At 65.8% G+C, this 26,597-nt stretch carries 26 protein-coding genes; 12 read left to right on the forward strand and 14 right to left on the reverse strand.

The features are described 5' to 3' along the window. Positions 1-10 precede the first annotated feature (10 nt). Complete coding sequence (locus QQA13_RS07830; RefSeq protein WP_159082239.1) at positions 11-373, reverse strand: hypothetical protein; 363 nt, start codon at positions 371-373, stop codon at positions 11-13. 81 nt (positions 374-454) lie between these two features. Between QQA13_RS07830 and asnB the strand changes: the two genes are divergently transcribed. The 9 genes from asnB to zipA all read left to right on the forward strand — a co-directional run bounded on the left by asnB (position 455) and on the right by zipA (position 11,142). Further along, entirely contained in the window at positions 455-2,122 is a 1,668-nt protein-coding gene (gene asnB / locus QQA13_RS07835; protein ID WP_108473193.1) for an asparagine synthase B, read from the forward strand. 157 nt (positions 2,123-2,279) lie between these two features. Continuing rightward, positions 2,280-3,405, forward strand: a protein-coding gene (gene prfB / locus QQA13_RS07840) for a peptide chain release factor 2 (RefSeq protein WP_108473194.1) whose coding sequence is annotated in 2 segments (ribosomal slippage) — positions 2,280-2,354 and positions 2,356-3,405 — 1,125 coding nt in all. Because the reading frame shifts where the segments join, the coding sequence is not laid out codon by codon here. A 37-nt stretch (positions 3,406-3,442) separates the two neighbouring features. After that, positions 3,443-3,769: a hypothetical protein gene (locus tag QQA13_RS07845; protein ID WP_108473195.1), complete on the forward strand. Its 327-nt coding sequence runs from the start codon at positions 3,443-3,445 to the stop codon at positions 3,767-3,769. A gap of 92 nt (positions 3,770-3,861) precedes the next feature. After that, positions 3,862-5,400, forward strand: coding sequence for a lysine--tRNA ligase (gene lysS, locus QQA13_RS07850; RefSeq protein WP_108473196.1), 1,539 nt, complete (start codon positions 3,862-3,864; stop codon positions 5,398-5,400). Further along, positions 5,397-5,891: a PaaI family thioesterase gene (locus QQA13_RS07855; protein WP_108473197.1), complete on the forward strand. Its 495-nt coding sequence runs from the start codon at positions 5,397-5,399 to the stop codon at positions 5,889-5,891. Before lysS ends, QQA13_RS07855 begins: the two co-directional genes overlap by 4 nt. 51 nt (positions 5,892-5,942) lie before the next feature. Next, positions 5,943-6,245, forward strand: coding sequence for a YciI family protein (locus QQA13_RS07860; RefSeq protein ID WP_108473198.1), 303 nt, complete (start codon positions 5,943-5,945; stop codon positions 6,243-6,245). A gap of 8 nt (positions 6,246-6,253) precedes the next feature. After that, the gene (locus tag QQA13_RS07865) at positions 6,254-6,499 is read left to right on the forward strand and encodes a BolA family protein (RefSeq protein ID WP_015447559.1); all 246 of its coding nucleotides are present in this window, start codon (positions 6,254-6,256) and stop codon (positions 6,497-6,499) included. Between the two features lie 136 nt (positions 6,500-6,635). Then, positions 6,636-10,145: a chromosome segregation protein SMC gene (gene smc, locus QQA13_RS07870; protein WP_108473199.1), complete on the forward strand. Its 3,510-nt coding sequence runs from the start codon at positions 6,636-6,638 to the stop codon at positions 10,143-10,145. Between the two features lie 10 nt (positions 10,146-10,155). Continuing rightward, on the forward strand, positions 10,156-11,142 hold the full coding sequence (gene zipA / locus QQA13_RS07875) for a cell division protein ZipA (protein ID WP_108473234.1): 987 nt from the start codon (positions 10,156-10,158) through the stop codon (positions 11,140-11,142). A 9-nt stretch (positions 11,143-11,151) separates the two neighbouring features. On the opposite strand, the gene msrA is transcribed toward zipA, so the two are convergent. Both msrA and msrB read right to left on the reverse strand, forming a co-directional pair. Continuing rightward, complete coding sequence (gene msrA, locus QQA13_RS07880) at positions 11,152-11,661, reverse strand: peptide-methionine (S)-S-oxide reductase MsrA (RefSeq protein ID WP_108473200.1); 510 nt, start codon at positions 11,659-11,661, stop codon at positions 11,152-11,154. After that, entirely contained in the window at positions 11,658-12,107 is a 450-nt protein-coding gene (msrB, locus tag QQA13_RS07885) for a peptide-methionine (R)-S-oxide reductase MsrB (protein WP_108473201.1), read from the reverse strand. Before msrB ends, msrA begins: the two co-directional genes overlap by 4 nt. A gap of 898 nt (positions 12,108-13,005) precedes the next feature. Between msrB and QQA13_RS07890 the strand changes: the two genes are divergently transcribed. Continuing rightward, a complete protein-coding gene (locus QQA13_RS07890) occupies positions 13,006-13,548 on the forward strand; it encodes a VOC family protein (RefSeq protein WP_108473202.1) in 543 nt (180 codons plus the stop codon). Positions 13,549-13,551: 3 nt separating this feature from the next. On the opposite strand, the gene tadA is transcribed toward QQA13_RS07890, so the two are convergent. The 4 genes from tadA to folD form a co-directional block, all read right to left on the reverse strand. Beyond that, positions 13,552-14,040: a tRNA adenosine(34) deaminase TadA gene (tadA, locus tag QQA13_RS07895; RefSeq protein ID WP_108473203.1), complete on the reverse strand. Its 489-nt coding sequence runs from the start codon at positions 14,038-14,040 to the stop codon at positions 13,552-13,554. 78 nt (positions 14,041-14,118) lie between these two features. Further along, positions 14,119-15,696 (reverse strand): glutamine-hydrolyzing GMP synthase, encoded by a 1,578-nt coding sequence (gene guaA, locus QQA13_RS07900; protein WP_108473204.1) that lies wholly within the window; start codon positions 15,694-15,696, stop codon positions 14,119-14,121. 129 nt (positions 15,697-15,825) lie between these two features. After that, positions 15,826-17,283, reverse strand: a complete 1,458-nt coding sequence (gene guaB / locus QQA13_RS07905) for an IMP dehydrogenase (RefSeq protein WP_108473205.1) — start codon at positions 17,281-17,283, stop codon at positions 15,826-15,828. An 89-nt stretch (positions 17,284-17,372) separates the two neighbouring features. Further along, on the reverse strand, positions 17,373-18,242 hold the full coding sequence (gene folD, locus QQA13_RS07910; RefSeq protein WP_108473206.1) for a bifunctional methylenetetrahydrofolate dehydrogenase/methenyltetrahydrofolate cyclohydrolase FolD: 870 nt from the start codon (positions 18,240-18,242) through the stop codon (positions 17,373-17,375). 67 nt (positions 18,243-18,309) lie between these two features. On the opposite strand from folD, the gene QQA13_RS07915 reads away from it, so the two are divergent. Further along, a complete protein-coding gene (locus QQA13_RS07915; RefSeq protein ID WP_108473207.1) occupies positions 18,310-18,879 on the forward strand; it encodes a GNAT family N-acetyltransferase in 570 nt (189 codons plus the stop codon). Between the two features lie 34 nt (positions 18,880-18,913). Here QQA13_RS07915 and der read toward each other — a convergent pair whose 3' ends face one another. The 7 genes from der to ndk all read right to left on the reverse strand — a co-directional run bounded on the left by der (position 18,914) and on the right by ndk (position 25,733). Next, positions 18,914-20,317, reverse strand: a complete 1,404-nt coding sequence (der, locus tag QQA13_RS07920) for a ribosome biogenesis GTPase Der (RefSeq protein ID WP_108473208.1) — start codon at positions 20,315-20,317, stop codon at positions 18,914-18,916. Between the two features lie 22 nt (positions 20,318-20,339). Continuing rightward, a complete protein-coding gene (gene bamB / locus QQA13_RS07925) occupies positions 20,340-21,539 on the reverse strand; it encodes an outer membrane protein assembly factor BamB (RefSeq protein ID WP_108473209.1) in 1,200 nt (399 codons plus the stop codon). 8 nt (positions 21,540-21,547) lie between these two features. Next, positions 21,548-22,198, reverse strand: coding sequence for a YfgM family protein (locus QQA13_RS07930; protein WP_108473210.1), 651 nt, complete (start codon positions 22,196-22,198; stop codon positions 21,548-21,550). A 153-nt stretch (positions 22,199-22,351) separates the two neighbouring features. Next, the gene (locus QQA13_RS07935) at positions 22,352-23,338 is read right to left on the reverse strand and encodes a helix-turn-helix domain-containing protein (protein WP_108473211.1); all 987 of its coding nucleotides are present in this window, start codon (positions 23,336-23,338) and stop codon (positions 22,352-22,354) included. After that, positions 23,335-24,123, reverse strand: coding sequence for a type IV pilus biogenesis/stability protein PilW (gene pilW / locus QQA13_RS07940; RefSeq protein WP_108473212.1), 789 nt, complete (start codon positions 24,121-24,123; stop codon positions 23,335-23,337). Before pilW ends, QQA13_RS07935 begins: the two co-directional genes overlap by 4 nt. After that, entirely contained in the window at positions 24,113-25,243 is a 1,131-nt protein-coding gene (gene rlmN / locus QQA13_RS07945) for a 23S rRNA (adenine(2503)-C(2))-methyltransferase RlmN (RefSeq protein WP_108473213.1), read from the reverse strand. Before rlmN ends, pilW begins: the two co-directional genes overlap by 11 nt. Before the next feature lie 70 nt (positions 25,244-25,313). Then, a complete protein-coding gene (gene ndk / locus QQA13_RS07950) occupies positions 25,314-25,733 on the reverse strand; it encodes a nucleoside-diphosphate kinase (RefSeq protein ID WP_108473214.1) in 420 nt (139 codons plus the stop codon). Between the two features lie 184 nt (positions 25,734-25,917). On the opposite strand from ndk, the gene QQA13_RS07955 reads away from it, so the two are divergent. Further along, positions 25,918-26,583: a TetR/AcrR family transcriptional regulator gene (locus QQA13_RS07955; RefSeq protein WP_428992354.1), complete on the forward strand. Its 666-nt coding sequence runs from the start codon at positions 25,918-25,920 to the stop codon at positions 26,581-26,583. The last annotated feature ends 14 nt before the right edge of the window (positions 26,584-26,597 follow it).

The raw sequence follows: 26,597 nt of genomic DNA on the forward strand, positions 1-26,597 counted from the left end.
CCGTGCTGCGTCAGGGCTCATTGGTGGCAATGTAGCGGCAAGTGGCGGCTGGCGTCACTGCTGTGCCAGCACTTGCCAAGCGCCGGACGATCTGTTCAAGTTGATCCATGCATTCCTTCGCCACCAGCCACCTGAACTCCACCGCGCCTTCCGCGCGTGGCTTCGTGCTGGCCGGCAACACCAATAATCGCGCGAACAATAACGCCAACCGTTGGCGGGCCCTCGCGTAGCTGCAAGTTTCATCGAATACGCGAAGAAGGCCCGCCCAGTGCGGGCCTTCTTCGTTTTGTGTGTTTGATTTTTCGCGCGGGTCCATCCGCGCGGAGCAAACCCGGCCATCGATGGCTGTGCATTCACTTTTGCGCGGATCCATCCGCGCAAGGCAAACCCGGCCATCCGTGGCCGACTTTTCAGAAGAGCGGTGTCCACAACAAGCAACGAGGAAACTTCCACCATGTGCTCGATTTTCGGAATGTTCGACCTGCAGCCGGGCGACGACCTGGCGGCGTTGCGCCGGCAGGCGCTGGAGTTGTCGCAGCGGCAGCGTCATCGCGGGCCGGACTGGAGTGGGGTGTTCGTCGATGCCGGGGTGATCCTGGTGCACGAGCGGCTGGCCATCGTCGACCCGGCCAGCGGCGCGCAGCCGCTGCGCTCGCGCGACGGCGCGCTGGCGCTGGCGGTGAACGGGGAGATCTACAACCACCGCGAGCTGCGGGCCAGCAGCGGCTATGACTTCACTACCGGCTCGGACTGCGAGGTGATCAACGCGCTGTACCGCGAGCAGGGCAGCGACTTTGTCGGCAGGCTCAACGGCATCTTCGCGTTTGCACTGTGGGACGGTGCTGCACAGCGCTACCTGATCGCGCGCGACCCGATCGGCGTCTGCCCGCTGTACTGGGGGCACGATGCACAGGGCCGCCTGTGCGTGGCGTCGGAGATGAAGGCGCTGGTCGGCGTGTGCGCGGACGTGGCGCCGTTTCCGCCCGGTCATGTGTACGACAGCGCCAGCGGCGAATTGCAGCGCTATTACCACAGGCCCTGGCGCGACTACGCCACCACGCGTGGCCATGGCGTGGCGGCGCCGGCCTTGCGCCAGGCCTTCGAGCAGGCCGTGCACCGCCAGCTGATGACCGACGTGCCCTACGGCGTGCTGCTGTCGGGCGGGCTGGATTCCTCGCTGGTCGCCGCCTGCGCCGCACGTTTCGCCCGCGAGCGGGTCGAGGACGACGACCTCAGTGAGGCATGGTGGCCGCGCCTGCATTCGTTCGCGATCGGGCTGGAAGGATCGCCGGACCTCGCCGCCGCGCAGGTCGCCGCCGATGCGCTGGGCACTGTGCACCACGGCTTCGTCTACACCTTCTGGGAGGGCCTGGATGCGCTGCCCGAGGTGATCCGCCACATCGAAACCTACGACGTCACCACCATCCGCGCGGCCACCCCGATGTATCTGCTGGCAAGGCGGGTCAAGGCGATGGGGGTGAAGATGGTGCTGTCGGGCGAGGGCTCGGACGAGATCTTCGGTGGCTACCTGTACTTCCATAAGGCGCCGTCGGCCGAGGCGTTCCACGAGGAGACTGTACGCAAGCTCGACGCGCTGCACAGCTACGACTGCCTGCGCGCGAACAAGGCGATGATGGCCTGGGGCGTGGAGGCGCGCGTGCCTTTCCTGGACCTGGAGTTCATCGACGTGGCGATGGGACTGGACGCTGCGCGCAAGATGGCCGGCCACGGCAAGATCGAGAAGCACGTGTTGCGTGAGGCGTTCGACGGCGCCTTGCCGAAGGAAATCCTGTGGCGGCAGAAAGAGCAGTTCAGCGACGGCGTGGGTTACGGCTGGATCGACGGGCTGAAGGCGCACGCGGAGCAGGCGGTCAGCGACCGCGAGTTCGCCGCGGCGGCGGCGCGCTATCCGTTCAACACGCCGGCGACCAAGGAGGCCTATTTTTACCGGCGCATCTTCGAGCAGCACTTCCCCGGTGAGGCCTGTGCCGCGACCGTGCCTGGCGGCAAGTCGATCGCCTGTTCCTCGCCGGCTGCGCTGGCGTGGGACCCGGCCTTCGCGAACGCGGCCGACCCGTCCGGACGCGCCGTGAGAGGCGTCCACGCCCAGGCGCTCGCCTGAATGCGCGTATCCGATGGATCGTGGGGCGGGCATGGCCCGCCACTCTTCGTCGCAAGCGGCCAAAAGCTGGCGGGCGGCGCCCACCCTGCGAGAGCGGGGGCGTTTGCTGCAGTGCGTCTGTTATTCTATGGCGCTTGCATCCATCGCTGATATAACCATGATCGAGACCAATCCCATCCATGCGCAGATCGCCGACCTTCGTGGCCGGGTCGAGTCGCTTCGGGGGTATCTTTGACTACGCTACCAAGAGCGAACGTCTGGAAGAAGTAACCCGCGAGCTGGAGAGCCCCACCGTGTGGGACGACCCGGCACGCGCGCAGGAACTGGGCCGCGAGCGCGCCCGCCTGCATACCATCGTCCACGGCATCGACACGCTGACCGCCGGGCTGAATGACGCCGGCGACCTGCTGGAAATGGCGATCGCCGACGGCGACGACGACACCGCGCAATCGGTGACCGACGACCTGGCCAAGCTGGAATCGCAGGTCGGCAAGCTGGAGTTCCAGCGCATGTTCTCCGGCAAGATGGACGCGATGAACGCGTTCGTCGACATCCAGGCCGGCGCCGGCGGCACCGAGGCGCAGGACTGGGCCGAGATGCTGCTGCGCATGTACCTGCGCTGGTGCGAGAACCGCGGCTGGAAGACCGAATTGATGGAGGTCTCCGGCGGCGACGTGGCCGGCATCAAGTCCGCCACCTTCCGCGTGGAAGGCGACTACGCCTACGGCTGGCTGAAGACCGAGATCGGCGTGCACCGGCTGGTGCGCAAGAGCCCGTTCGATTCGGACAACCGCCGCCACACCAGCTTCACCTCGGTGTTCGTGTCGCCCGAAGTCGATGACGACATCGAGATCGACATCAACCCGGCCGACCTGCGCACCGATGTGTACCGTTCATCCGGCGCCGGTGGCCAGCACGTCAACAAGACCGAGTCGGCGGTGCGCATCACGCACATCCCGACCAATACCGTGGTGGCCTGCCAGACCGGCCGCAGCCAGCACCAGAACCGCGACACCGCGATGAAAATGCTGGCGGCAAAGCTCTACGAGCTCGAAATCCAGAAGCGCAATGCGGAGAAGGACGCGCTGGAAGCGACCAAGTCCGACATCGGCTGGGGCAGCCAGATCCGCAATTACGTGCTGGACCAGAGCCGCATCAAGGACCTGCGCACCGGCATCGAGCGTTCGGACACCCAGAAGGTGCTGGACGGCGATCTCGACGAGTTCATCGAGGCGAGCCTGAAATCCGGCCTCGAGGCCGGTGCCAAGCGCGTCGATGCGTAACGCTTGATTCCTTCCGCTCACTGACGAGGTGGCCCGCATGAACAGCAAGAAGATCTGCGCAATCCTGATCGCTTCAGCCGCGCTGGCAGCATTCGGCGCCGCCGCGCAGTCACAGCAAGGCAGCGCCGGACAGGGCATCAAGCAGGATGCCAAGGCCGTTGGCCACGGCGTCGCCGACGGTGCCCGCGATGTCGGTCACGCCACCAAGCATGTCGCCAAGAAGGTCGGCCACGGTGCGAAGGAAGCCGGCACCGGCATCGGCCACGGCGCAAAGAAGGCCGGTATCGCCGTCGGTCATGGTGCACGTGAGGGCTGGGACGCCACCAAGCATGCCGTCAAGCACGTCTTCGGCAAGGACGATTGACGGGCAGCGCCCATTCTTCATTTCAATAGCGCCATCCCCGCACCAACGGGAATGACGGCAACCACCCACGCAAGCCAGTTTCCGGAACACGCATGACCAGCGACCACTCCACGCCCGCCGAAGCATCCTCCGAACCGACGCAGGACGAAAACCGACTCATCGCCGAGCGTCGCGAAAAACTGACGGCACTGCGCGGGCAGGGCATCGCATTCCCGAACGACTTCAAGGTCGACAGCTTTGCCGGCGACCTGCAGGCCGAGTTCGCCGACAAGGACGTGCATACGGCCGAGGCGGTCGAGGCCGCCGCGCGGCGGGTGAAGATGGCCGGGCGCATCGTGCTCAAGCGCGTGCAGGGCAAGGTCAGCTTCGTGCAGCTGCAGGACTTCAGCGGGCGCATCCAGCTGTTCATCCACGCGGGCACGGTCGGCGAGGTCTACGAGGCGTTCAAGGGCTGGGACATGGGCGACATCGTGGGTGCCGAAGGCACGCTGATGCGCACCAAGACCGGCGAGCTTTCGGTGCGCGTGGATCAGCTGCGCCTGCTGACCAAGAGCCTGCGCCCGCTGCCGGACAAGCACCACGGCATGGCCGACGTGGAGCAGCGCTACCGCCAGCGCTACGTCGACCTGATCGTGACCGAGGAGGCACGGCGCACCTTCATGCTGCGCTCGAAGATCATTGGCTACATGCGCCAGTGGCTGGAGGCACCGTCGCGCCGCTTCATGGAAGTGGAAACGCCGATGATGCACATCATCCCCGGCGGCGCCACCGCCAAGCCGTTCGTCACCCATCACAACGCGCTGGATCTGGACCTGTACCTGCGCGTGGCGCCGGAGCTTTATCTCAAGCGTCTGGTCGTGGGTGGCTTCGACCGCGTCTACGAGATCAACCGCAACTTCCGCAACGAGGGTGTGTCGACCCGGCACAACCCCGAATTCACCATGCTGGAGCTGTACCAGGCCTACGCCACCTACCACGAGATCATGGATCTCACCGAGGCGGTGATCCGCGACACTGCGCAGGCCGTACTGGGCACCACGCAGCTGGAGTGGGACGGCGCCGCGATCGACGTCGGACCGGCGTTTCGCCGCTGGCGCATGGAAGACGCGGTGCTGGAACACAATCCCGGGATCCGGCGCGAGGAACTGCGCGACCGCGAGGCGCTGGCCGCGCACGCGACGCGACTCGGCGTGCAGGTCAAGCCCGGCTATGGCTGGGGCAAGCTGCTGCTGGAGATCTTCGAGAAGACCGTCGAACACACCCTGATCCAGCCGACTTTCATCACCGACCATCCGGTCGAGGTGTCGCCGCTGGCGCGCGAGAGCGATACCGACCAGGGCATCACCGACCGCTTCGAGCTGTTCGTCAACGGCAGGGAACTGGCCAACGGCTTCTCCGAGTTGAATGATCCGGAAGACCAGGCCGCACGCTTCCAGGCCCAGGTCGACGCCAAGGACGCCGGTGACGACGAGGCGATGCACTTCGATGCCGACTACATCCGCGCGCTGGAAGTGGGTCTGCCGCCCACCGGCGGTCTCGGCATCGGCATCGACCGCCTGGTGATGCTGCTGACCGGCTCGGCCTCGATCCGCGACGTGCTGCTGTTCCCGTACATGCGGCCGGAGGCGTGAGCGTCGACACGCCCGCACTGCAGGACCTGGCCGCGCCCGATGGCGTCTGTTACGGCTGCGGCAGCGCCCATCCGCATGGCCTGCACATCAAGAGCCACTGGCACGAGGACGGCGTGCACGTGGTCAGCACCCATCTGCCGGGGGCGGATTTCCACGGCTGGCCCGGGCTGGTCTACGGCGGGCTGATCGCGATGCTGGTGGACTGCCATTCCAACTGGACGGCGATGGCGCACCACTACCGCGCCGAGCATCGCGCGCCGGACAGCAAGCCGCGCATCGACTGCGTCACCGGCAGCCTCGGCATCAAGTTCCTCAAGCCCACGCCGATGGACGTGCCGCTGACGCTGAAGGCGCGTGTCGAGGGCGAGGTCGGGCGCAAGACCCGCGTGCTGTGCGAGGTTTACGCTGGCGAGGTGCTCACCGCACTGGGCGACTCGGTCTTCGTGCGCGTCGACACGGCGCAGCTGGCTGCGACCGCGCGGAACGCCTAAGCGTCGGCGTGGGTTAAACTTGCGGTTTCGCCGAAGCCCGGAGCCCGCATCATGTGGTTTGCCATCATCGGAACGGACGTTGCCGACTCGCTGGAGAAGCGCAAGGGCGTGCGCCCGGCGCATATCGCGCGCTTGCAGGCGCTGCTGGACGAGGGGCGGCTGTTCGTGGCCGGCGCGTTCCCGGCGATCGAATCGGAAGACCCGGGTCCGGCCGGCTTCAGCGGCAGCCTGATCTTGGCCGAGTTCCCGTCGCTGGCCGAAGCCCGCGCCTGGGCCGATGCCGACCCCTATGTGGCAGCCGGCGTCTACGCGGAGGTGCAGATCAAGCCGTTCCGCAAGGCCTTGCCGGCGTGAGCGAGGCGATGATCGAACAAATCCGCCAGCGCCTGACCCAGGCCCTGGCACCCACCGAGCTGGAAATCGTCGACGAAGGCCACCTGCATGCCGGGCACGCCGGCGAGGGCAGGGGCCATTTCCACGTGCGCATCGTCAGCCCCGCGTTTGCCGGGTTGTTGCCGATCCGCCGCCACCGTCTGGTTTATGCGGCGCTGGACGGGTTGATGGACAACGGAATCCATGCATTGTCGATCGACGCAAAAAACAAATAGATTTTAAACAATAAGTTATATCGAATTCTTCAACTGTTACTTCATGCGGAAACGCGTTGCAGCGCGGCCCCGCGTTTGGCACAGTGCCTTGTCGCCCGGACGGTGCGGGCACTACCGATGACCCATTGATGACCGCATGCGCCTGACCACGATCAAACTCGCCGGTTTCAAGTCCTTCGTGGACCCGACCACCCTGCACCTGCCGAGCAACATGATTGGCGTGGTCGGCCCGAACGGTTGCGGCAAATCCAACATCATCGACGCGATCCGCTGGGTGATGGGCGAGAGCGCGGCCAGCCGCCTGCGCGGCGATTCGCTGACCGACGTGATCTTTTCCGGCTCCAACACGCGCAAGCCGGTGGGGCAGGCCACGGTCGAGCTGATCTTCGACAACGCCGACGGCTCGATCCAGGGCGAGTACGGCCAGTACGCCGAGATCTCGGTGAAGCGCCAGGTCACCCGCGACGGCCAGTCTGCCTACTTCCTCAACGGTGCGCGCTGCCGCCGCCGCGACATCACCGACCTGTTTCTCGGCACCGGCCTCGGCCCGCGCAGCTACTCGATCATCGAGCAGGGCATGATCAGCCAGATCATCGAGGCGCACCCGGAAGAACTGCGCACGCACCTGGAAGAGGCCGCCGGCATCTCCAAGTACAAGGAGCGCCGCAAGGAAACCGAGAGCCGCATCAAGGCCACCCGCGAGAACCTCGATCGCGTACGCGACGTGCGCGACGAGGTGGACAAGCAGCTCGAACACCTGAACCGCCAGGCCCGCGCGGCCGAGCGCTGGAAGGCCTTGAAGGAAGAGCAGACGCGCAAGGAAGCCGAGCTGCGCGCGCTGGAATACCGCGGCCTGAAGAGCCAGCATGACGGCGAGGGCGAAGGCCTGTCCGCCGCCGAGATCGAGATCGAGAAGCAGTTGGCCGGCCAGCGCCAGATCGAGGCGCAGCTGGAGAGCGTGCGCGAGCGCCACACCGACGCCAGCGAGCACCTGAATGCCGTGCAGGCCGAGGTGTACAAGGTCGGCGCCGAGATCGCCCGGGTCGAGCAGCAGGTTCGCTACAACAAGGAAACCGCCGACCGCCTGCAGCGCGCCCACGGCGACGCCGAGCGCGAGCATGCCGAACTGGCCGCGCACATCGCCACCGACCGGGAACAGGGCGAGGCGCTGCGCCTGGCGCTGGCCGAAGGCGAACCGAAACTCGAAGCCCTGCAGCAGTTGCAGGACGACACCGCCGAGGCCCAGCGCAGCACCGAGGCGAAGCTGGCCGACTGGCAGCAGCGCTGGGACAGCCACACCCGCAACGCCGGCGAATCCAACCGCGCAGCTGAGGTGGAACGCACCAAGCTCAACTACCTCGACCGCCAGGCGATCGACCTGGCGCGCCGACGCGAGGCGCTGGAAGCCGAACAGAAGGCCACGGACGTGGCCGCGCTGGACGCCGCCGGCCAGCAACTGGTCGATGAACACGACACCCAGCGCGAGCACGTCGAAACGCTCGGCAGCCTGCTCGACCAGCACAAGTCCAGCCACGAGAAAGTACTGGAGGAAGAGCGCCAGGTGCAGTCGGCGCTGAACGAGGCACGCCAGCAGTTGCAGGCGGCACGCGGCCGACACGCTTCGCTGGAAGCATTGCAGCACGCCGCACTGGGCCAGGAAGAAAGCGCCGCCAGCGGCTGGCTGGCGCGGCTGGGGCTGGACCGCTCGCGTCGCCTCGGCGAATCGCTGCAGGTCGAGGCGGGCTGGGAAACCGCGGTGGAAACCGCGCTCAGCGGTTTCCTCGACAGCGTGCTGGTGGATGGCTCGCATGCACTCGCCGTCGAATTCAATGCCCTCGAAAACGCCGATGTGGCGCTGCTCGACGCCGCCGACGGCGGTGCCAACACCGCCGGCACGCTGGCCGCCCATGTGCGCGGGCCCGCCGCGGCGCTGGCGATCCTCGGCCACGTGTTGACCGCCGAATCGCTGGACGACGCGCATCAGCGTGTGGCCTCGCTGTCCGCGCTGGCGCCGTACCAGTCGGTGATCACCCGCAGCGGCGAATGGCTGGGCCCGGGCTGGGCGCGCGTGCGCCGCGCGCAGGGCAGCCAGGTCGGCGTGCTGGCGCGCGAGCGCGAGCTGCGCCTGCTCATCGAGCAGGTCGCCACGCTGGAAGCGCAACTGGAGGAAGCCAGCGAACGGCTCGATATGCTGCGCACCAGCAAGTTCGAGACCGAGCGCGCGCGCGACGACGCGCAGCGCGAGCTGTACAACGCACACCGCCGCCAGTCAGAGCTGGCCGGCCAGTTGCAGAGCCATCGCGGCAAGCTGGAAACCGCCCGCGCCCGCGCCGAAAAGGTCAGCGGCGAGCTGGTCGACCTGGCCACGCAGATCGACGAGCTGCAGAAGCAGACCCGCGAGGCGCGTGCCCGACTGGACGAGTCGGTCGGCCTGATGGGCGACCAGGAAGACCAGCGTCGCGAGCTGGAAAACGAGCGCCGTGCGCTGCTTGAAGCACGCGAAGAAGCGCGCATGAATGCACGCGAGGCCGCCGAGCAGTCGCACTCGCTCGCCTTGGCGCTGGAGTCAAAGCGCTCTTCGCTGAGCTCGCTGGAACAGGCACTTGGCCGCATGGACGTCCAGTTGCGCCAGATCGAGGCACGCCGCAACGAAATCGCCGAACAGCTCGCCGCCGGCTCCGACCCGATCGCCGAACTCGAGGCCGAACGGCAGGCCTGTCTGGATCAGCGCCTGCTGGTCGACAGGCAACTGGTCGAGGCGCGCCGCGCGCTGGAAGACTGCGACGTCGAATTCCGCAAGCTCGAACAGCAGCGGCATCTGGCGGAGCAGGGCCTGGCCAGCTTGCGCGAAAACCTGGCTGAGAAGCGCCTCGCCGCCCAGGCGCTGCAGCTGCGCGCCGAGCAATTGGCGGCGGCGATCGCCACGTCCGGCCTGGCACTGGAAACCCTGCTGGCCGAACTGGCCGAGGATATCGACGCGAACCAGTGGCGGTCACAGCTCAACGACATCGGCCAGAAGATCGCGCGACTGGAGCCGGTGAACCTGGCGGCGATCCAGGAACACGCCGAGCAGAGCGAGCGCAAGACCTACCTGGACAACCAGCTGGCCGACCTGGTCAGTGCGATGGAGACGCTGGAAGGCGCGATCAAGAAGATCGACCGCGAGACCCGCCAGCGCTTCAAGGAAACCTTCGACAAGGTCAACGCCGGCGTGCAGGAACTGTTCCCGCGCCTGTTCGGCGGCGGCCATGCCTACCTGGAACTGACAGGCGACGACCTGCTCAACACCGGCGTGTCGATCATGGCGCGGCCGCCGGGCAAGCGCGTGTCCAACATCACCCTGCTGTCCGGCGGCGAGAAGGCGCTGACCGCGGTCTCGCTGGTGTTCGCGATCTTCAGCCTCAATCCCGCGCCGTTCTGCCTGCTCGACGAGGTGGACGCGCCGCTGGACGAGGCGAACGTGGGGCGCTTCTCGAACATGGTGCGCGAGATGAGCGAAAAGGTGCAGTTCATCTTCATCAGCCACAACAAGGCGACCATGGAAGCAGCCACCCAGCTGTGCGGCGTGACCATGCGCGAGCCGGGCGTGTCGCGGCTGGTGCAGGTGGACCTGGCCGAAGCGGCTAAACTGGCAGGCGCTGCCTGAGGAACCCATGATGACGCTGCAACCCGTGCTTGCCTTTGCCTGGAACCCCGCCGTCGGCATTCCGCTGCTGATCGTCGGGGTGATCGTGCTGGCGCTGATCTGGCTGTTCGGCCAGCCGAAGAAGGAGCAGGGCAGGCGCCGGGTCGTGCCGGATCAGCATGCCGGCGAGCGTCGCGAGCCCACCTTGGGCGAGCCGGGCGGCGATCCCGTCTCGAACGATCTCTTCATTGGCGGTGATGCCGGCCCGCAGCAGGGCGAACTGGAGGTTGGCCTGCGCGAGGAACTCGAACGGCTGGGTGCCACGCTGTCCGGCGAACGTACCAAGACTTCCATGCCCGCTGCACCCAGGGCCAAGCCCAGGCAGCAGCCCAAGCTGGCCGATCATGTCGCCTCGATCATCGACGCCTTGCGCGCGCCCAGTTCCAGCGAGCCGACAGCACCGGACGTGCCGCCCGCTGCGGAGGAAATTCCTGCGCCGGCAATGTCGGCGACGGCTGCAACGACTGCTACGCCACCGCGCTCGGATCTTGGCCGGCGTCCGCCCCAGTTGCCGGTGGAGCGCATCGTCACGCTATTCGTGGTGGCCCGCGACGGAGCGCGCTTCCATGGCCCGGATCTGGTCGTGGCCGCCGAGAAGGCCGGCCTGGAATTCGGCGACATGGGCATCTACCACCGCCTGGTCGACGGCAAGCGCGAGCTGGGGCCGATCTTCAGCGTCGCCAACATGCTCAAGCCGGGCAATTTCGACTTGGCGCGGCTGGATACCTTGCACACGCTCGGGGTGAGCTTCTTCATGACCCTGCCGGCGCCGCTGCCCGCGCTGGATGCCTGGGACGCGATGCTGCCCACCGCGCAGCGCCTGGCCGAATTGCTGGATGGCCAGGTGCTCGATGAAGAGCGCAACGCGCTCGGGCGCCAGCGCATTGCCCACATCCGCGATCAGCTGCGCGGCTGGGACCGCGATCACGAAGGCAAGGAAATCATCTTCGGGCGTTGATATCCGGGGTCAGCCAGCCGCGTGGCGGCGCGGCAGTTTCCAGCCCGGCCGGATGAAGTGGCAGGTGTAACCATCGGGATAGCGTTCCAGGTAATCCTGGTGCTCCGGCTCGGCCTCCCAGAAATCACCAGCCGGCGCCACCTCCGTCACCACCTTGCCGGGCCACAGGCCCGAGGCATCCACGTCGGCGATGGCGTCCTCCGCGATCCGCTTCTGCTCCTCCGACGCATAGAAGATCGCCGAGCGGTACGAGCTACCGCGGTCGTTGCCCTGTCGGTTCGGCGTGGATGGATCGTGGATCTGGAAGAAGAATTCCAGCAGCGTGCGATAGCTTATCCGTGCCGGATCGAACATGATTTCGATCGCCTCGGCATGGCTGCCATGGTTTCGATAGGTGGCGTTCGGCACGTCGCCGCCGCTGTAGCCGACCTGGGTCGAGACGACCCCGTCCTGGCGGCGGATCAGGTCCTGCATGCCCCAGAAGCAGCCGCCGGCCAGGATGGCGCGTTCGGTACTCATCGCACGTCCTCCACCTGGTCCAGGTAATCGCTGTAGCCTTCGGCCTCCATGTCGTCGCGATGGACGAAGCGCAACGAGGCCGAGTTGATGCAGTAGCGCAGGCCGCCGCGATCAGCCGGGCCATCGGGGAAAACGTGGCCGAGGTGGCTGTCGCCATGCACCGAGCGCACCTCGGTGCGGATCATGCCGTGCGAGGCGTCGCGCAGTTCGTTGACGTGGGCAGGCTCGATCGGCCGGGTGAAGCTCGGCCAGCCGCAGCCCGATTCGAATTTGTCGGACGAGGCAAACAACGGCTCTCCGGACACGACATCCACATAGATGCCCGGCTCCCGGTTGTGCAGGTATTCGCCGGTGCCGGGACGCTCCGTGCCGCTTTGCTGGGTCACCCGGTACTGCTCGGGGCTGAGCTGCGACAATGCATCGGGATTCCTGCTGTAGCGTGGCATGGCGGGCCTCCTCCGGTTCGTTTCCAGTGCGATGAAGATGGCTGTCGCCGCGTCGATATCAAGCCCGGCGCCGCACGCACGTAGAGCAGGGTAGCTCAGCGGATCCTCAGTCGTACGCCTCGCGCAGGACAGACGTGCCTGCTTGCAGCCTTGTCACCACAAGCGCATGTTGCGTGAGCGGCAGGCTCGACTGGCTAGGGCGTGGCCCAGGCGATTGCTCGTCCAGCCGGCCATTCATCCGGCAACGTGCCGAGATCGCGACGATGCTGCCGCCATAACAGTCGTGCGACACTCTGAGGGATTTACCAGAGACATACGGGGTTGTATTTGGGCGCTTTCACAATCTATTTGTAATTTTACATAATATACATTATGCGAAATTATAGATGGTGGTATCGATACTCCGGCAAGATCAGTTCGACTGCGTATTACCCGTGGATCCGCGCCCGGTGCCCTGTCGCGTGCCTTGCCTGTGTCTGCCTGATTTGACGAAGCCAGTCGTAGCCGTCCTCGGGTTGCAGGTCAGGATTGACATGTGTGCTGCGTGGCGTTGCGGCCCGATGTGCGGCGTGGGCGCCTTCGAATCGGCTACCCGGGTGTTGCCACAAGTTGCTGAAGTGACGCTTCATACTGATAGCCCTCGGCGAGGAATGGAATGGACCGGACCGACCAATCTGGATCAGACAACGTACGCCGGCCTGTTTGCACGACCACAGAATCGGGGCTGCGGCGCGGCAGGTAAACAGCATGCGGGCGATCGCTCCGTTTCCGCACGAGAACGAAGTCGGTGCCGGATGATCGTTCGCCCAGGGAAACTGACAGGTCATCAGTCAGGGGTTTTGCAGGGAATGGTCGATGACCATGTAGCTGCCCAACGCACATCCGGCTGCACGGATCCATGGGCAAGTCACTATTCACGCTGCTGCTTCTGGCTTTCGGCCTGGCCGGGATCGTGCCCGCGAGCACCCGCGCGGCGACGCTGTACGGCGGCGACTATGCCCGGATCGGCGTGCCCGATCTGGCGCAAGCCGTGGCTTTTTTCCAGAACGCCCTGGATTGCCGCCTGATCGGCCCGGATTCCGCAACTGCCCTGGCCTCGCCAGGTGGAGTGCCGGCGTCCCGCCTGATGTCCTGTGATGCGGGCTCGGTCATCGAGCTGTTCGACAATCGCGGCAGCTCACCCTCTTCCGTGTCGCGCCCGGCTGTTCGGCCGTTGCAGTTTGTTTCGGATGACGTGCTGCATGCCGGGCAATGGCTGCAGCACGACGGCGCCAGCGTCACCGGCACGCCGCACCGGATGGCATCCGGCCCGCTGGCCGGCCGCATGGTGCTGGATTTCGTGGCACCTTGGGGGCTTCGTCTGCAATTGATCGGCAGCCATCGCCATGCACCTGCCGGGAGCACGCTGGCCACAGTCGATGCCCAGTTCGACGGCGACTGATGCTCAGCGGCGCGAGCGGAAGAACTCGCGCAGCATGCCGGCGGATTCCTCGGCCAGCAGGCCTCCGGCCACCTCGATGCGATGGTTGTGGCGGGTATCGATGAGGGTGTCGAACACACTGCCGGCGGCACCGGTCTTGGGATCAGCGGCGGCATAGACCACCCGGCCAAGGCGGGCGTGGATCATCGCCATCGCGCACATCGAGCACGGCTCCAGCGTGACGTACAGCGTGGCGCCGGACAGGCGGTGGTTGGCCAGTTTCTCGCCGGCGGCACGCATGGCCATGATCTCGGCGTGAGCGGTCGGGTCATGCAGGGTGATGTTGCGGTTCCAGCCTAGCCCGACGATGTCCCCGCCCTGCACCAGCACGGCTCCCACTGGCACCTCATGCTCGGCGTCGCGGGCGTGCGCCGCCAACTGCAGTGCACGCTGCATGTACTGCATGTCGGCAGTTGAGAATTTACCTGAGCTTTCGGTTATTTCATCAGTCATTTCAATATATTGTGGCTTGAACGTGAGAAAGCCGGCAAGTTGCCGGCCTTCGCAGGTGTGCACAAGTGGTTGATTGCCCTACTCCCACTCGATCGTGGCCGGTGGCTTGCCGCTGATGTCATAGACAACACGAGAAACACCACGCAACTCATTGATAATACGGTTTGAAACCTTGCCAAGAAACTCGTACGGCAGGTGTGCCCAGTGCGCGGTCATGAAGTCGATGGTCTCCACCGCGCGCAGCGCGATCACCCATTCGTAGGCACGCGCGTCGCCGACCACGCCGACTGATTTCACTGGCAGGAACACCGCGAACGCCTGGCTGGTCCGGTCGTACAGGTCGGCCTTGCGCAACTCGTCGATGAAGATCGCATCGGCCTGGGCCAGCAGTTCGGCGTATTCGCGCTTCACCTCGCCCAGGATGCGCACGCCCAGGCCCGGGCCGGGGAACGGATGGCGATAGACCATCGCCCGCGGCAGGCCGAGTTCCACGCCGATCCGGCGCACCTCGTCCTTGAACAGTTCGCGCAGCGGCTCGACCAGCTTGAGCTTCATGTGCGCCGGCAGGCCGCCGACGTTGTGATGGCTCTTGATGACGTGGGCCTTGCCGGTCTTGCTGCCGGCCGACTCGATCACGTCGGGGTAGATCGTGCCTTGCGCCAGCCATTTCACCTGGCTGCCATCGGCGGTGATCCTGCTCGACTCCTCGTCGAAGATCTCCACGAACAGGCCGCCGATGATCTTGCGCTTGGCTTCGGGATCGGCCACGCCGGCGAGCGCCTGGAAGTAGCGATCGGCCGCGTTCACACGGATCACCTTGACGCCCATGTGCTCGGCCATGGTGGCCATCACCTGGTCGCCTTCCTGCCAGCGCAGCAGGCCGGTGTCGACGAACACGCAGGTCAGCCGGTCGCCGATCGCCTTGTGCAGCAAGGCGGCGACCACCGAGGAATCGACGCCACCGGACAGGCCCAGCAGTACGTGGTCGTCGCCGACCTGGGCGCGCACGCGGGCGATCTGGTCGTCGATGATGTTGGCCGCGGTCCACAGCGTCTTGCAGCCGCAGATCTCGGTGATGAAACGCTTCAGCAGCGCCTCGCCCTGCTTCGTGTGCGTCACTTCCGGGTGGAACTGCACGCCGTACCAGCGCTTGGCCTCGTTCTCCATTACCGCAACCGGGATGCGGTCGGTGCTGCCGGTGACGACGAAGCCCGGCGGCGCTTTCGACACGTGGTCGCCGTGGCTCATCCAGACATCCAGCTTGTGCTCGCCCGGATGATCGGTGAGGCCGTCGAACAGGCGGCTGGGCGTCACGATGTCCACGCTGGCGTGGCCGAATTCGCGGGCGTCCGCCGCTTCCGTGGCGCCACCCAGCTGGGCGGCCAGGGTCTGCATGCCGTAGCAGATGCCGAGGATCGGCAGGCCGGCGTCGAACACCTGCTGCGGCGCCTCCGGCGCGCCTTCGAGCGTGGTGGACTCCGGGCCACCGGACAGGATGAACCCCTTCGCACCGAAGGCAGCGATCTCGGCCGGATCGTGATCCCAGGCCCAGATCTCGCAGTACACGCCCAGCTCGCGCACGCGTCGCGCGATCAACTGGGTGTATTGCGCACCGAAGTCGAGGATCAGGATCTTGTCGGAGTGGATGTTGGTCATTGCATGGCCAGGAATCGGGAATGGGAAGTCGGGAATGGAGGAGCCAGCTCTCGCCGCACCCGACACATGCGGGATGCGCAGGATCGGGGGATCTGCTTCAGACGATTCCCGATCCTCCATTCCCGGCAATCAGGAATTCAGCCGGTAATTCGGCGCTTCCTTGGTGATCTGGATGTCGTGCGGGTGCGCCTCGGTGACGCCGGCGGAAGTCACCTTGACGAACTGCGCCTTGTGCCGCACGTCGTCGATGGTGGCTGCGCCCAAGTAACCCATCGACGCGCGCAGGCCACCGATCAGCTGGTGGATGATGTTGCGCAGCGGGCCACGGTACGGCACACGGCCTTCGATGCCTTCGGGCACCAGCTTGTCGGCGTCGGCCTCGTCCTGGAAGTAGCGGTCCTTGGAGCCGAGCTGCATCGCGCCGATCGAACCCATGCCGCGATAGCTCTTGTAGGAGCGGCCCTGGAACAGTTCGACCTCGCCCGGCGACTCCTCGGTGCCGGCGAACATCGAGCCGAGCATCACGGTGGACGCGCCGGCAGCCAGCGCCTTGGGGATGTCGCCGGAATAGCGGATGCCGCCATCGGCGATCAGCGGGATTTCGTCCTTCAGCGCGGTGGCGACCAGGTCGATCGCGGTGATCTGCGGCACGCCGACGCCGGCTACCACGCGGGTGGTGCAGATCGAACCGGGACCCACGCCGACCTTGACCGCGTCCACGCCCACGTCGAGCAGCGCGCGCGCCGCCTCGCCGGTGACGATGTTGCCGGCGATCACCTGCACCTGCGGGTAGTGCTTCTTGACCCAGCCGGCGCGTTCGATCACGCCCTGCGAATGGCCGTGCGCGGTGTCCACCACCAGCACGTCGACGCCGGCGTCGACCAGTGCGGCCACGCGCTGCTCGGTGTCGCCGCCGACACCGACCGCGGCGCCGACCAGCAGCGCTTCGTGGTGGTCCTTCGCGGCATGCGGGTTGTCGCGCGCCTTCTGGATGTCCTTGACGGTGATCAGCCCGCGCAGCTGGAACGCGTCGTTGACCACCAGCACCTTCTCGATGCGGTACTTGTGCAGCAGCTGCAGCACCTCGTCCTGGCTGGCGCCCTCTTTCACCGTCACCAGCTTGTCCTGGCGGGTCATGATGTTGCGCACCGGATCGTCGTGCTTGCGCTCGAAGCGCAGGTCGCGGCTGGTGACGATGCCGATCAACTGCTCGCCGTCGACCACCGGCACGCCGGAGATGTTGTGCGCGTGGGTCAGCCGCAGCACCTCGCGGATCGAAGTGTTCGGACCCACGGTGATCGGGCTGCGGATCACGCCGGCCTCGAACTTCTTCACCAGGCGCACTTCAGCGGCCTGCTGTTCGGCGGTCATGTTCTTGTGGATGATGCCGATGCCGCCGTTTTGCGCCATGGTGATGGCGAGCCGAGCTTCGGTCACGGTGTCCATCGCGGCGGACACGATCGGGATGTTCAGGCGCAGGTCGCGGGTGAACCGCGTTGACGTGTTCACATCGCGCGGCAACACGATGGAATGGCCCGGAACAAGGTAGACGTCGTCGTAGGTCAGGGCCTCGGCGAGGATGCGCATGCGAAAAGTCCCGCTGCAAAGAGGGAATTATACGCGCCCTGCCGGGATGCTCGCCAGACGTGCGGCTGAATGCAGTGGCAACCGACGGCTCAGGCGACCCGGTACGGTGCGGTGTGCGCCTCGGCCGCTTCCAGCGTGTTCTCCATCAGCGTGGCCACCGTCATCGGGCCGACACCGCCGGGCACCGGGGTGATCCAGCTGGCGCGTTCGGCGGCCGGGGCGAACTCCACGTCGCCGACCAGGCGACCGTCGTCGAGCCGGTTGATGCCGACGTCGATCACCACGGCGCCGGGTTTGATCCACTCGCCCTTGACCAGTCCCGGCTTGCCCGCCGCGACGATCATGATGTCGGCCTGGCGCACATGGCTTTCCAGGTCACGGGTGAACTTGTGGCAGCAGGTGGTGGTGCAACCGGCGATCAGCAGCTCCAGCACCAGCGGGCGACCCACGTGGTTGGACACGCCGATCACCACCGCGTGCTGGCCGCGCACCGGGCGGTCGGTGTGCCCGAGCAGGGTCATCACACCCTTGGGCGTGCACGGGCGCAGGCCGAAACGGCGCAGGGCCAGTCGCCCCACGTTGATCGCCTGGAAACCGTCGACATCCTTGTTCGGGTCGATGCGATCGACCAGCGCGTCCTCGTCGATATGTGCCGGCAGCGGCGACTGCACCAGGATGCCGTGCACGTCCGGGTCGGCATTGAGCCGGTCGATCAGGGCGAACAGTTCTTCCTGGGTGGTGTCGGGCGGCAGGTCGTAGCCGAACGAGCGGAAGCCCACCTGCTGGCAGGCCTTGCGCTTGTTGCGCACGTAGACCGCCGAGGCCGCATCGCTGCCGACCAGCACCACTGCCAGCCCCGGTGCGGGCAGACCTTGCGCCACCCTCGCGGCGACGCGCACGCCAACACGCTCCAGCAATTCCTGTGCGATGCGTTTGCCGTCAAGGATGCGTGCGTTCATGGGAATACCCGGGTGTAAAGTCGGTCATTATCCGGGCTTGGCCTGATGCGCACAAACGGAACGCTGCATGGGTGCAGACGAGACGATGCCAGCCGCGCTGGAACTGACCGATGGTCGATTGAATTTGCGCCCATGGCAGGACCGCGACGCGACGGCCCTGGCTGAGGCCGCGCGCGAGTCTGTGGAAAGCGTTGGCCGCTGGCTGCCGTGGTGCCACGCCGATTACGACCTGCAGGCTGCCATGGCCTGGGTGGCGCATTGCCAGGCAGGCTGGCGCTCGGGCGAACACTTTGCCTTTGCGGTTTTCGATGCCGCCGCGGGCGACTTGCTCGGCGGCGTCGGCCTGGGCCAGCGCAATCGGGTTCATCAAAGCGCAAACCTGGGTTACTGGGTGCGCCAGTCACGTCACGGGCAAGGTATCGCAGCGGCTGCGGCGGCCATGGTCGCGCGTTTCGGTTTTGGGTGGCTGGGGCTGATCCGCATCGAGATCGTCGCGCTGCCCGACAACCGGCCGAGCCGACGCACGGCCGAAAAGCTGGGGGCACGGTTCGAGGCCATCGCCCGCCATCGCCTGTGGGTGCGCGAGCAGGCATGCGACGCAGCGGTGTATGCCCTGACTCCGCCAGACCTGGGCTGACCCGCGCGGCGTGGCTGGCAGGAAATCCGGCGACTCAGCGCGTGCGCTTGATCAGGTCGCTGACCCGGCGCCGGGCCTTGTGCTGCTGTTCCTTGGTCAGCACCTTTTTGCGCCCCGCGTACGGGTTCTCGCCCTCGCGGAAGGCAATCCGGACCGGCGTGCCTTCCAGCTTGTAACGCTTGCGGAAGAAATTTTCGAGGTAACGCTGGTAGGCCGGTGCGATGTGCTTGGTGCGGGTGCCGTGGATCACGATGGTCGGCGGGTTGGTGCCGCCCGGATGCGCGAAGCGCAGTTTCGGTGCGTGGCCGTTCACCAGCGGCGGCTGGTAGCTCTCGTAAGCCTTTTCCAGGGTCTTGGTGAGGTCGGAAGACACCAGCTCCCTGGTCGCCGACGCATGCGCACGCACCACCGCGCGCATCAATTCGCGCAGGCCGGAACCGTGCAGCGCGGAGATCTGCACCTGCTTGGCCCAGTCGACGAACACCAGTCGTCGATCCAGCGCACGACGGCATTCGTCGCGCTGGTACGAATCCATGTCATCCCATTTGTTGATCGCGATGACCAGCGCCCTGCCCTCGTCCATCGCGTAGCCGATCAGGGTGAGATCCTGGTCGGCCAGGTTTTCGCGGGCGTCGATCATCACCACCACCACCTGGGCGGCGGCGATCGACTGCAGCGTCTTGATGACGCTGAATTTCTCGACGGCTTCCTCGACCCGCGCCTTGCGTCGGATGCCAGCGGTGTCGATCAGCGTGTAGCGCTTGCCGTCGCGTTCCAGCGGCACCCGGATCGGGTCGCGGGTGGTGCCGGCGACGTCGGAGACGATCAGCCGCTCCTCGCCCAGCAGGCGGTTGATCAGGGTCGACTTGCCGGCGTTCGGGCGGCCGACGATGGCCACGCGGATGCTGCCGTCCTCGCCCTCGACTTCCGTTGCAACTTCCCGGTCGGCCGGCAGCAGCGGCAGCAGCACCCGGATCAGGTCGTCGGTGCCACGGTTGTGCGCCGCCGACAGCGGCAAGGTGGCGCCGATGCCGAAGGCGAAGAACTCGGCCATGACGGCCTGTTCGTCGAGGCCGTCGGTCTTGTTGACCACCGCCACGATCGGCTTGCCGCTGCGGCGCAGCTCGCCCAGGATCACGTAGTCCTGCGGCAGCAGGCCGTCGCGGGCATCGACCACGAACACCAGTACATCCGCTTCGGCAATCGCCAGGCGCACCTGCTTCGCGGTCAGCACGTCCATGGCGTCTTCGGTGCCGGACAGGCCGCCGGTATCGACCACCACGAACGGGCGATCGCCACTGCGGCAGACGCCGTAGTGACGATCGCGGGTAACGCCCGGCATGTCGGCCACCAGGGCGTCACGGCTGCGCGTCAGCACATTGAAAAGGGTCGATTTACCGACATTCGGACGACCAACCAGTGCGACGACGGGCAACATGAGGAGTACTTCGTTCCAGCGGTCAGTGCGAGGACAGACGGTAGGCGCCGATGCGGCCCTCGACGTCCTCGACGTAAACGGTGTCGCCCACCACCAGCGGCTGCGCGCGAATCGGCTTCTTCGACAACCGCTCGCGCGCGGCCAGCGCGCCGTCGCCAGTCTGCAGCCAGTGCACGTAACCTTCCAGGTCGCCGACCACGACGTAGTTGCCCTGCACGGCCGGGCCGGAGAGCCAGCGGTATTTCAGCGCGTCGTTCTTCCACATGTCGGCGCCGCCATTCTTGTCGAAGGCCCACACCACGGATTCGTCGTTGACGCCGAAGACCGCGTGGTCGTTGATCGCCGGTGATTCGAAGCTGGAGAACGGGCGCGTCCACAGCGGCCGGCCGCTGGGGCCGTCGACCGCCGCCAGGTTGCCGTGATAAGCGGTGCCGTAGAGCGTGCTGCCATCCAGCAGGATCGCGCCGTCGGCGTCGTTCAGGCGGTCGATCTCGGTGCGACCTTCGCCGCTGGCCAGCTTCTGTTCCCACAGCTTTGCGCCGTTGTCCTGGCGCAGGGCGACGAGCTTGCCGTCGTCGCTGCCGAAGAACAGCACGCCGTTGGCCGCCAGCAGCGAGCCATTGCCGCGCAGGCTGAGCAGCGGCACTGTGCCCTGGTCGTAGACCCAGCGGCGCTGGCCGCTCGCGGCGTCCAGCGCGTAGATGCGGCCGTCGCCGGTGCGCACCACGACCATGTCGCCGACGATTACCGGCGACGCCAGCACTTCGCTGCTCACCTCGACATCCCAGCGCGGATTGCCGTCTTTCGCGTTCACGGCGTAAACGTGGCCGTCCAGCGTGCCCACGGCGAGCAGGTCGCCATTGACCGCCGGCCCGCCGGCGTACTGGGCGTCCTTGCGCTTCTTGTCGCCCCAGCCGAACCAGCCATGGGTGCGCGAACTCTTCGACCACAGGCTCTTGCCGCTGGCGGCATCAAGCGCGACCAGCTTGCCGTCCGTGCTGGCGGCATAGAGCACGCCGTCGACCACGGTCGGGCGCAGGCGCGCGCCGCTGGTGCCGGCGCCGTCGCCCACGCTGGTGCGCCACAGGCGGGTGACCTGCAACGTCGGCTTGAAGTCCTTGGCCAGCGGAGTCGGCGGCTGGACATTTTCCTTCTTGAACGAATGGCACCCGGCAAGTGATACGAATGAAGCCAGCGTGATCAGCAAGACGCGTTTCATCATTTCAGGTTTCATGCACCCTGCTTCCCGGCCACGGCCAAATCATCGAGTTTCATCTGCAAGGCGCCGCGCTGCGGCGCTTCCTCGCCCAGTGCCGTCAGGGCCGTCTGATAGGCCTTGCGTGCTTCGTCGGGGCGTCCAAGCTTGACCAGCACATCACCGCGGAGTTCCTGCGTCAGCCCCTGGTAACTGTCGGCCGGGATGCGGTCCAGCGTGGCCAGCGCCTGCTTGCCGTTGTCGCGGGCCAGTTCCACCTGCGCGATGCGCAGCAGCGTCAGTGCTTTCAGCGGGGCGGCGCTGGCATGACTCTCGGCCCACGCCAGTGAGGCTTCGGCTTTGTCCAGCTGGCCGGCCTGCATCTGCTGCCTGGCGCGCTCGCTGACGGCAAATACGGTGAACGGCGACTTCGCGTAATCCTTCATCAGCTGGTCGGTCAGCTGCGTGGCGGCATCCGGCTTGCCGGACGCCTGCGCAATCTGTACCTGCTGATAGAGCTGCGAGGCCTGGCCCTCGTTCCGAGCCTGATGGTTGCGCCACTGCTGCCAACCGAAGATGCCGACCAGGCCGATCGCAATGCCGACAATGATCGACACGCCATTGTCGCGCAGCCACTTCTGAACCAGCTCGCTCTGTTCGTACTTGTCGTATTCTTCAAATGCCATGCAATCACCATTCAAAAGGCCGCGCGCCCGCAGACGCGTGCACAGGCCGGTGCGGTAACCAAGGGAAATAGCCGATCACGCCCGCTCGCTGCCGAGCGGATCGAGTGGGCAAGCATAACCGAAATGGACCGCCTGCAGCGGCCCGGATGGCGATCAGAGGCTGGCTGCGGAAGCCTTGCCGTCCTGCATCTGCACGCGGAAACGAGCCACATTGGCACGCCGGAAATCATCCAGGCCGACCGACTTGCCGTCGATGCTGATCTGCGCGCCGCTGGCGTTGCCGATGCGCACATCCAGTGGCTGGTCGCTGTGCCAGGTCTTGCTGCTGCCGGCCGCAAGCAGGCCGTACTCCAGTCGTGTGCCATCGGCCTGGGTCACTTCGACCCAGCTGGCCATGGAGAGACTGAGGCTCAGGCTGTGGCCACCGGCATCGCTGCCCGCGGTGGATGCGACCGACTTGGCCGGCGACAGGCTGGCACTTTCCAGGTTCGGGAACGGCGCCATCGACGCCAGCAGCGGCTGCTCCTGTGCTGGCGCTGTCTTGGGCGGTGCCTGTGGAGTCGGGGCGCCGACAGGCGCGTCGGTTGCTGCAGCGTGGGTGGCCGCTGTTTCCAGTTGGGCGACCGGGGCGGCATCCAGCGGCGCAAGGTGGCTGATGTCGCGATCCAGCGTGCCACGCACGCCCAGCCAGATCATCGGCACCACGATCACCGCGGTCAGCACGACGTAGGTGGCGGCCGTGGCGTAGCGGTCCAGCAGAAAGCGCGAATGCGAAATGCCGCCGGTGGCCACCAGCGGCTGTTCGATCTGCTTGATGCGATCGAGCTCGACCTGGATCGACACCTCGTTGATACCCAGGTGACGGCCATACTTGCGGATATAGCTGGCCAGATAAATCTTGGAATCGATGCCGTCGTACTGGTCGCGCTCGATCTGGCGCAGCACCCGGGCAGGCAACTTCAGTGTATGTGCGCAGGCTTCCAGATCCAGGCCCTGGGCTTCACGCGCCGCATGCAGGCGACAGCCGAAACTCACCGTGTGAGGGTTTGCCGAAGGCACGTCCATGTCGAGCAAATTGATGCCGAACTGCCCAGGCTCGCTTGAACCCTGCTTGGTCGGTTGAGGCTGCATGGAAGTCATTGGCTGGCAGTGGTATCTAGGGTGCGCGCCTGCTCCGAGTCCGGGAACTGGCTGAGCAATCGCTTGCTGTAGGTAAGGGCACCTTCCGGGTTGCCCAGACGGGTTTCAATATCGTGGCCTAGTTTGAGCGACGCGGCAGTCGGCTTGCCCAGCGCATCGTACCGCTGGAGAAAAGCCCTGGCGCGAAATGCATCCTTATTCAGATAAAGCGTATTCGCAAGCTGGAAGAGTGCCTCCGCATTATTGGGATTTCTTGCGATGGCGTCACGAAAACTCGCTTTGGCCCCGGCGATATCGTTGCCGCGCAGCTGGCAGACGCCGGCATTGGTCAGCGCCACGTCGGGGGTCTGGTAGAACGGATCGGCAACGGCTTTCTGGAAATACTGGTTTGCCTCGGCGATTTTCCCGGTATGGCAAAGAAATACGCCGAGGTTATTGTTCGGTGCGCCCTTGGCCGGTTCCAGCGCCACCGCCTTGCGGTAATGCAGCTCGGCTTCGGGCAGCTTGTTGATGCGCTCGTACAGCACCGCGATCACGGTGTGCGCCGGCGCGTAATTGGGATCGAACTGCAGCGCCTTGGTCAGTTTCTCCAGCGCCGTCTGCAGGTCGCCGCTGGCCATGTAGCGCTGGCCCAGCTCGGTATGGATCCGGGCGGCATCCTCGGCCTGTTCCGCCTTGCTCGACTGCGGCATGCTCTTGCCCAGCGAACTGCTGTCGGTGTGCGTGGTAATGCAGCCGGCCAGCGGCAACAGCAGGCTGAAAATCAGTACCCGGTCAAATCGCATGCGTTGCCCCCTCGTCCTGCCGTTTGCGGATGTCGGCGCTGCGCCGGGTGCGGTCGGTGACCTGCCCGGCCAGCTGGCCACAGGCGGCGTCGATGTCGTCGCCACGGGTGCGCCGCAGCATGGTCAGCACGCCGGCATTCAGCAGTTGCGTCTGGAACTGGTGGATGTCGTCCGGGTTCGAACGCTTGAACTGGGTGCCCGGGAAAGGATTGAACGGGATCAGGTTGACCTTGCAGGTCGGCAGCTTGCGCATCAGCTTGATCAGCTGGCGGGCGTGCTCGGGCTGGTCGTTGATCCCCTTCATCAGGGTGTACTCGAACGTGATCGAGGTGCGCGGCTTGCGTGCGACCCAGCGCTGGCAGGCCGCCAGCAGCTCGGCGATCGGATAGCGCTTGTTGATCGGCATCAGCTCGGTGCGCAGCTCGTCGTTGGCCGCATGCAGCGACACCGCCAGCGACACGTCGATCGCATCCGACAACTGGTCGATCAGCGGCACCAGCCCGGCGGTGGACAGCGTGACGCGTTTCGCCGCCAGGCCGAAGCCCAGGTCGTCGCGCATCAGCTTCATCGCCTTCAGCACGTTGTCGAAATTGGCCAGCGGCTCACCCATGCCCATCATCACCACGTTGGTGATGCGGCGGTTCTGGTGGGTGACATTGCCCAGGTACTTTGCCGCCACCCACACCTGGCCGATGATCTCGGCGGTGGAAAGGTTGCGGTTGAAGCCCTGCGCACCGGTGGAGCAGAAGCTGCAGTTCAGCGCGCAGCCGATCTGCGAGGACACGCACAAGGTGCCGCGGGTCGGCTCGGGGATGTACACCGTCTCGATCGCGTTGCCCGAGTCCATGCCAAGCAGCCACTTGTGCGTGCCGTCGGTGGCGACCTTGTCCAGCAGCGTCTTCGGCGCACCGATGTAGCAGGCCTCGGTGAGCTTGGCACGCAGCGCCTTGCCCACGTCGGTCATGTTCTCGAAGTCGTCTTCCAGGTCGTGGTAGATCCATTTCATCACCTGCTCGGCGCGATACGGCTTCTCACCGATCTGCGTGAAGAAATCACGCAGCCCCTGGCGATCGAAGTCGAGCAGGTTGACCTTGGTGGAACTGGCGACAACTTGTTTCAAGGAGTGGCTCTTCTGAAGAGTGCGGCCACGGATGGCCGCTTTTTGATCTTCGCGTTCAGGGATGAACGCACTAACAAATATCCGTGGAGGCAAAGAAATAGGCAATCTCCACCTTGGCGGTTTCGACCGCGTCGGAGCCATGCACGGCATTTGCGTCGATCGAGTCGGCAAAGTCGGCGCGAATCGTGCCCTTGGCCGCTTCCTTCGGATTGGTGGCGCCCATCAGGTCGCGGTGGGCCAGCACGGCGTTCTCGCCTTCCAGCGCGCTGATCATCACCGGGCCGGAGATCATGAACTCGACCAGCGCCTTGAAGAACGGGCGCTCGCGGTGCACGGCATAGAAGCCTTCGGCTTCGGCACGCGACAGCTGCTTCATGCGGGCGGCGACGATCTTGAGGCCGGCCTTTTCGAAACGTGCGTAGATTTCACCGATGACGTTCTTGGCGACGGCATCGGGCTTGATGATGGAAAGAGTGCGCTCCAGCGCCATACGGGTCTGCTCCGGGAAAACGGATTGGGTAAGAAAAAGGATGTGGCCGGCCTCGCCGGCAAGCGGCTAAACCCGACAGGGATTGCGGATTTAGCCCACGAAAGTGTGACAGATTCTAACCCATACGCAAGTCGGCGGGCTATTGCAACAAACGACCGTTTGACGGCCGCCGAGCTGTCCGCGTATGCTCAAACGATCGTTTGAACCGGCCCGTGGCCGATGGATGGTTCCGCCCGTGAACAGCTCCGGCTCAACCAAGGAACGGATACTCGGCGCCGCCGAGGTCCTGTTCGCCCAGCGCGGCTTCGACGGCGCCTCGCTGCGCCAGTTGACGACCGCCGCCGGGGTCAACCTGGCGGCGGTCAATTACCACTTCGGCTCCAAGGACAAGCTGGTCGAAGAGGTGTTCCGGCGCCGGCTGGACGCATTGAACGAACGCCGACTGGCCGCCCTGGCCAAAATTGCCGGCGCCCCGGAAGCCACGCTGGAGGACGTGCTGGAAGCATTCATTCGCCCTGCCCTGGATCTTTCGCACGACGACAGCGGCGCCTTGTTCATGCGCGTGCTGGCCCGTGCCTTCGCCGAGCATGACGACACCCTGCGCCAGTTCCTGTCCGCGAACTACGGCCATGTGATGCGCCAGTTCACCGCCGAATTCGCACGGCTGCTGCCGCAGCTGAGCAAGGAGGAGTTGTACTGGCGCATCGACCTGGTCACCGGCGCACTGACCCACGCGATGTCCGGCTTCGGCATGATCCAGCGCAAGAGCGACGTCAGCGAGCACACCCATCGCGAGCAGACCGCGCAGCACCTGATCCGCTTCGCCATCGCCGGCCTCAGCCATCCCTGATCTACCTGCCCCAC

Source organism: Rhodanobacter thiooxydans (assembly GCF_030291135.1).
GTDB lineage: Bacteria > Pseudomonadota > Gammaproteobacteria > Xanthomonadales > Rhodanobacteraceae > Rhodanobacter > Rhodanobacter thiooxydans_A.

What these genes read in the sequence shown, in the direction of transcription:
- QQA13_RS07830 (WP_159082239.1), bottom strand. Translation starts at nt 373, where the DNA reads ATGGATCCGCGCAAAAGTGAATGCACAGCCATCGATGGCCGGGTTTGC.
- asnB (WP_108473193.1), top strand. Translation starts at nt 455, where the DNA reads ATGTGCTCGATTTTCGGAATGTTCGACCTGCAGCCGGGCGACGACCTG.
- QQA13_RS07845 (WP_108473195.1), top strand. Translation starts at nt 3,443, where the DNA reads ATGAACAGCAAGAAGATCTGCGCAATCCTGATCGCTTCAGCCGCGCTG.
- lysS (WP_108473196.1), top strand. Translation starts at nt 3,862, where the DNA reads ATGACCAGCGACCACTCCACGCCCGCCGAAGCATCCTCCGAACCGACG.
- QQA13_RS07860 (WP_108473198.1), top strand. Translation starts at nt 5,943, where the DNA reads ATGTGGTTTGCCATCATCGGAACGGACGTTGCCGACTCGCTGGAGAAG.
- QQA13_RS07865 (WP_015447559.1), top strand. Translation starts at nt 6,254, where the DNA reads ATGATCGAACAAATCCGCCAGCGCCTGACCCAGGCCCTGGCACCCACC.
- smc (WP_108473199.1), top strand. Translation starts at nt 6,636, where the DNA reads ATGCGCCTGACCACGATCAAACTCGCCGGTTTCAAGTCCTTCGTGGAC.
- zipA (WP_108473234.1), top strand. Translation starts at nt 10,156, where the DNA reads ATGACGCTGCAACCCGTGCTTGCCTTTGCCTGGAACCCCGCCGTCGGC.
- msrA (WP_108473200.1), bottom strand. Translation starts at nt 11,661, where the DNA reads ATGAGTACCGAACGCGCCATCCTGGCCGGCGGCTGCTTCTGGGGCATG.
- msrB (WP_108473201.1), bottom strand. Translation starts at nt 12,107, where the DNA reads ATGCCACGCTACAGCAGGAATCCCGATGCATTGTCGCAGCTCAGCCCC.
- QQA13_RS07890 (WP_108473202.1), top strand. Translation starts at nt 13,006, where the DNA reads ATGGGCAAGTCACTATTCACGCTGCTGCTTCTGGCTTTCGGCCTGGCC.
- tadA (WP_108473203.1), bottom strand. Translation starts at nt 14,040, where the DNA reads ATGACTGATGAAATAACCGAAAGCTCAGGTAAATTCTCAACTGCCGAC.
- guaA (WP_108473204.1), bottom strand. Translation starts at nt 15,696, where the DNA reads ATGACCAACATCCACTCCGACAAGATCCTGATCCTCGACTTCGGTGCG.
- guaB (WP_108473205.1), bottom strand. Translation starts at nt 17,283, where the DNA reads ATGCGCATCCTCGCCGAGGCCCTGACCTACGACGACGTCTACCTTGTT.
- folD (WP_108473206.1), bottom strand. Translation starts at nt 18,242, where the DNA reads ATGAACGCACGCATCCTTGACGGCAAACGCATCGCACAGGAATTGCTG.
- QQA13_RS07915 (WP_108473207.1), top strand. Translation starts at nt 18,310, where the DNA reads ATGGGTGCAGACGAGACGATGCCAGCCGCGCTGGAACTGACCGATGGT.
- der (WP_108473208.1), bottom strand. Translation starts at nt 20,317, where the DNA reads ATGTTGCCCGTCGTCGCACTGGTTGGTCGTCCGAATGTCGGTAAATCG.
- bamB (WP_108473209.1), bottom strand. Translation starts at nt 21,539, where the DNA reads ATGATGAAACGCGTCTTGCTGATCACGCTGGCTTCATTCGTATCACTT.
- QQA13_RS07930 (WP_108473210.1), bottom strand. Translation starts at nt 22,198, where the DNA reads ATGGCATTTGAAGAATACGACAAGTACGAACAGAGCGAGCTGGTTCAG.
- QQA13_RS07935 (WP_108473211.1), bottom strand. Translation starts at nt 23,338, where the DNA reads ATGACTTCCATGCAGCCTCAACCGACCAAGCAGGGTTCAAGCGAGCCT.
- pilW (WP_108473212.1), bottom strand. Translation starts at nt 24,123, where the DNA reads ATGCGATTTGACCGGGTACTGATTTTCAGCCTGCTGTTGCCGCTGGCC.
- ndk (WP_108473214.1), bottom strand. Translation starts at nt 25,733, where the DNA reads ATGGCGCTGGAGCGCACTCTTTCCATCATCAAGCCCGATGCCGTCGCC.
- QQA13_RS07955 (WP_428992354.1), top strand. Translation starts at nt 25,918, where the DNA reads ATGCTCAAACGATCGTTTGAACCGGCCCGTGGCCGATGGATGGTTCCG.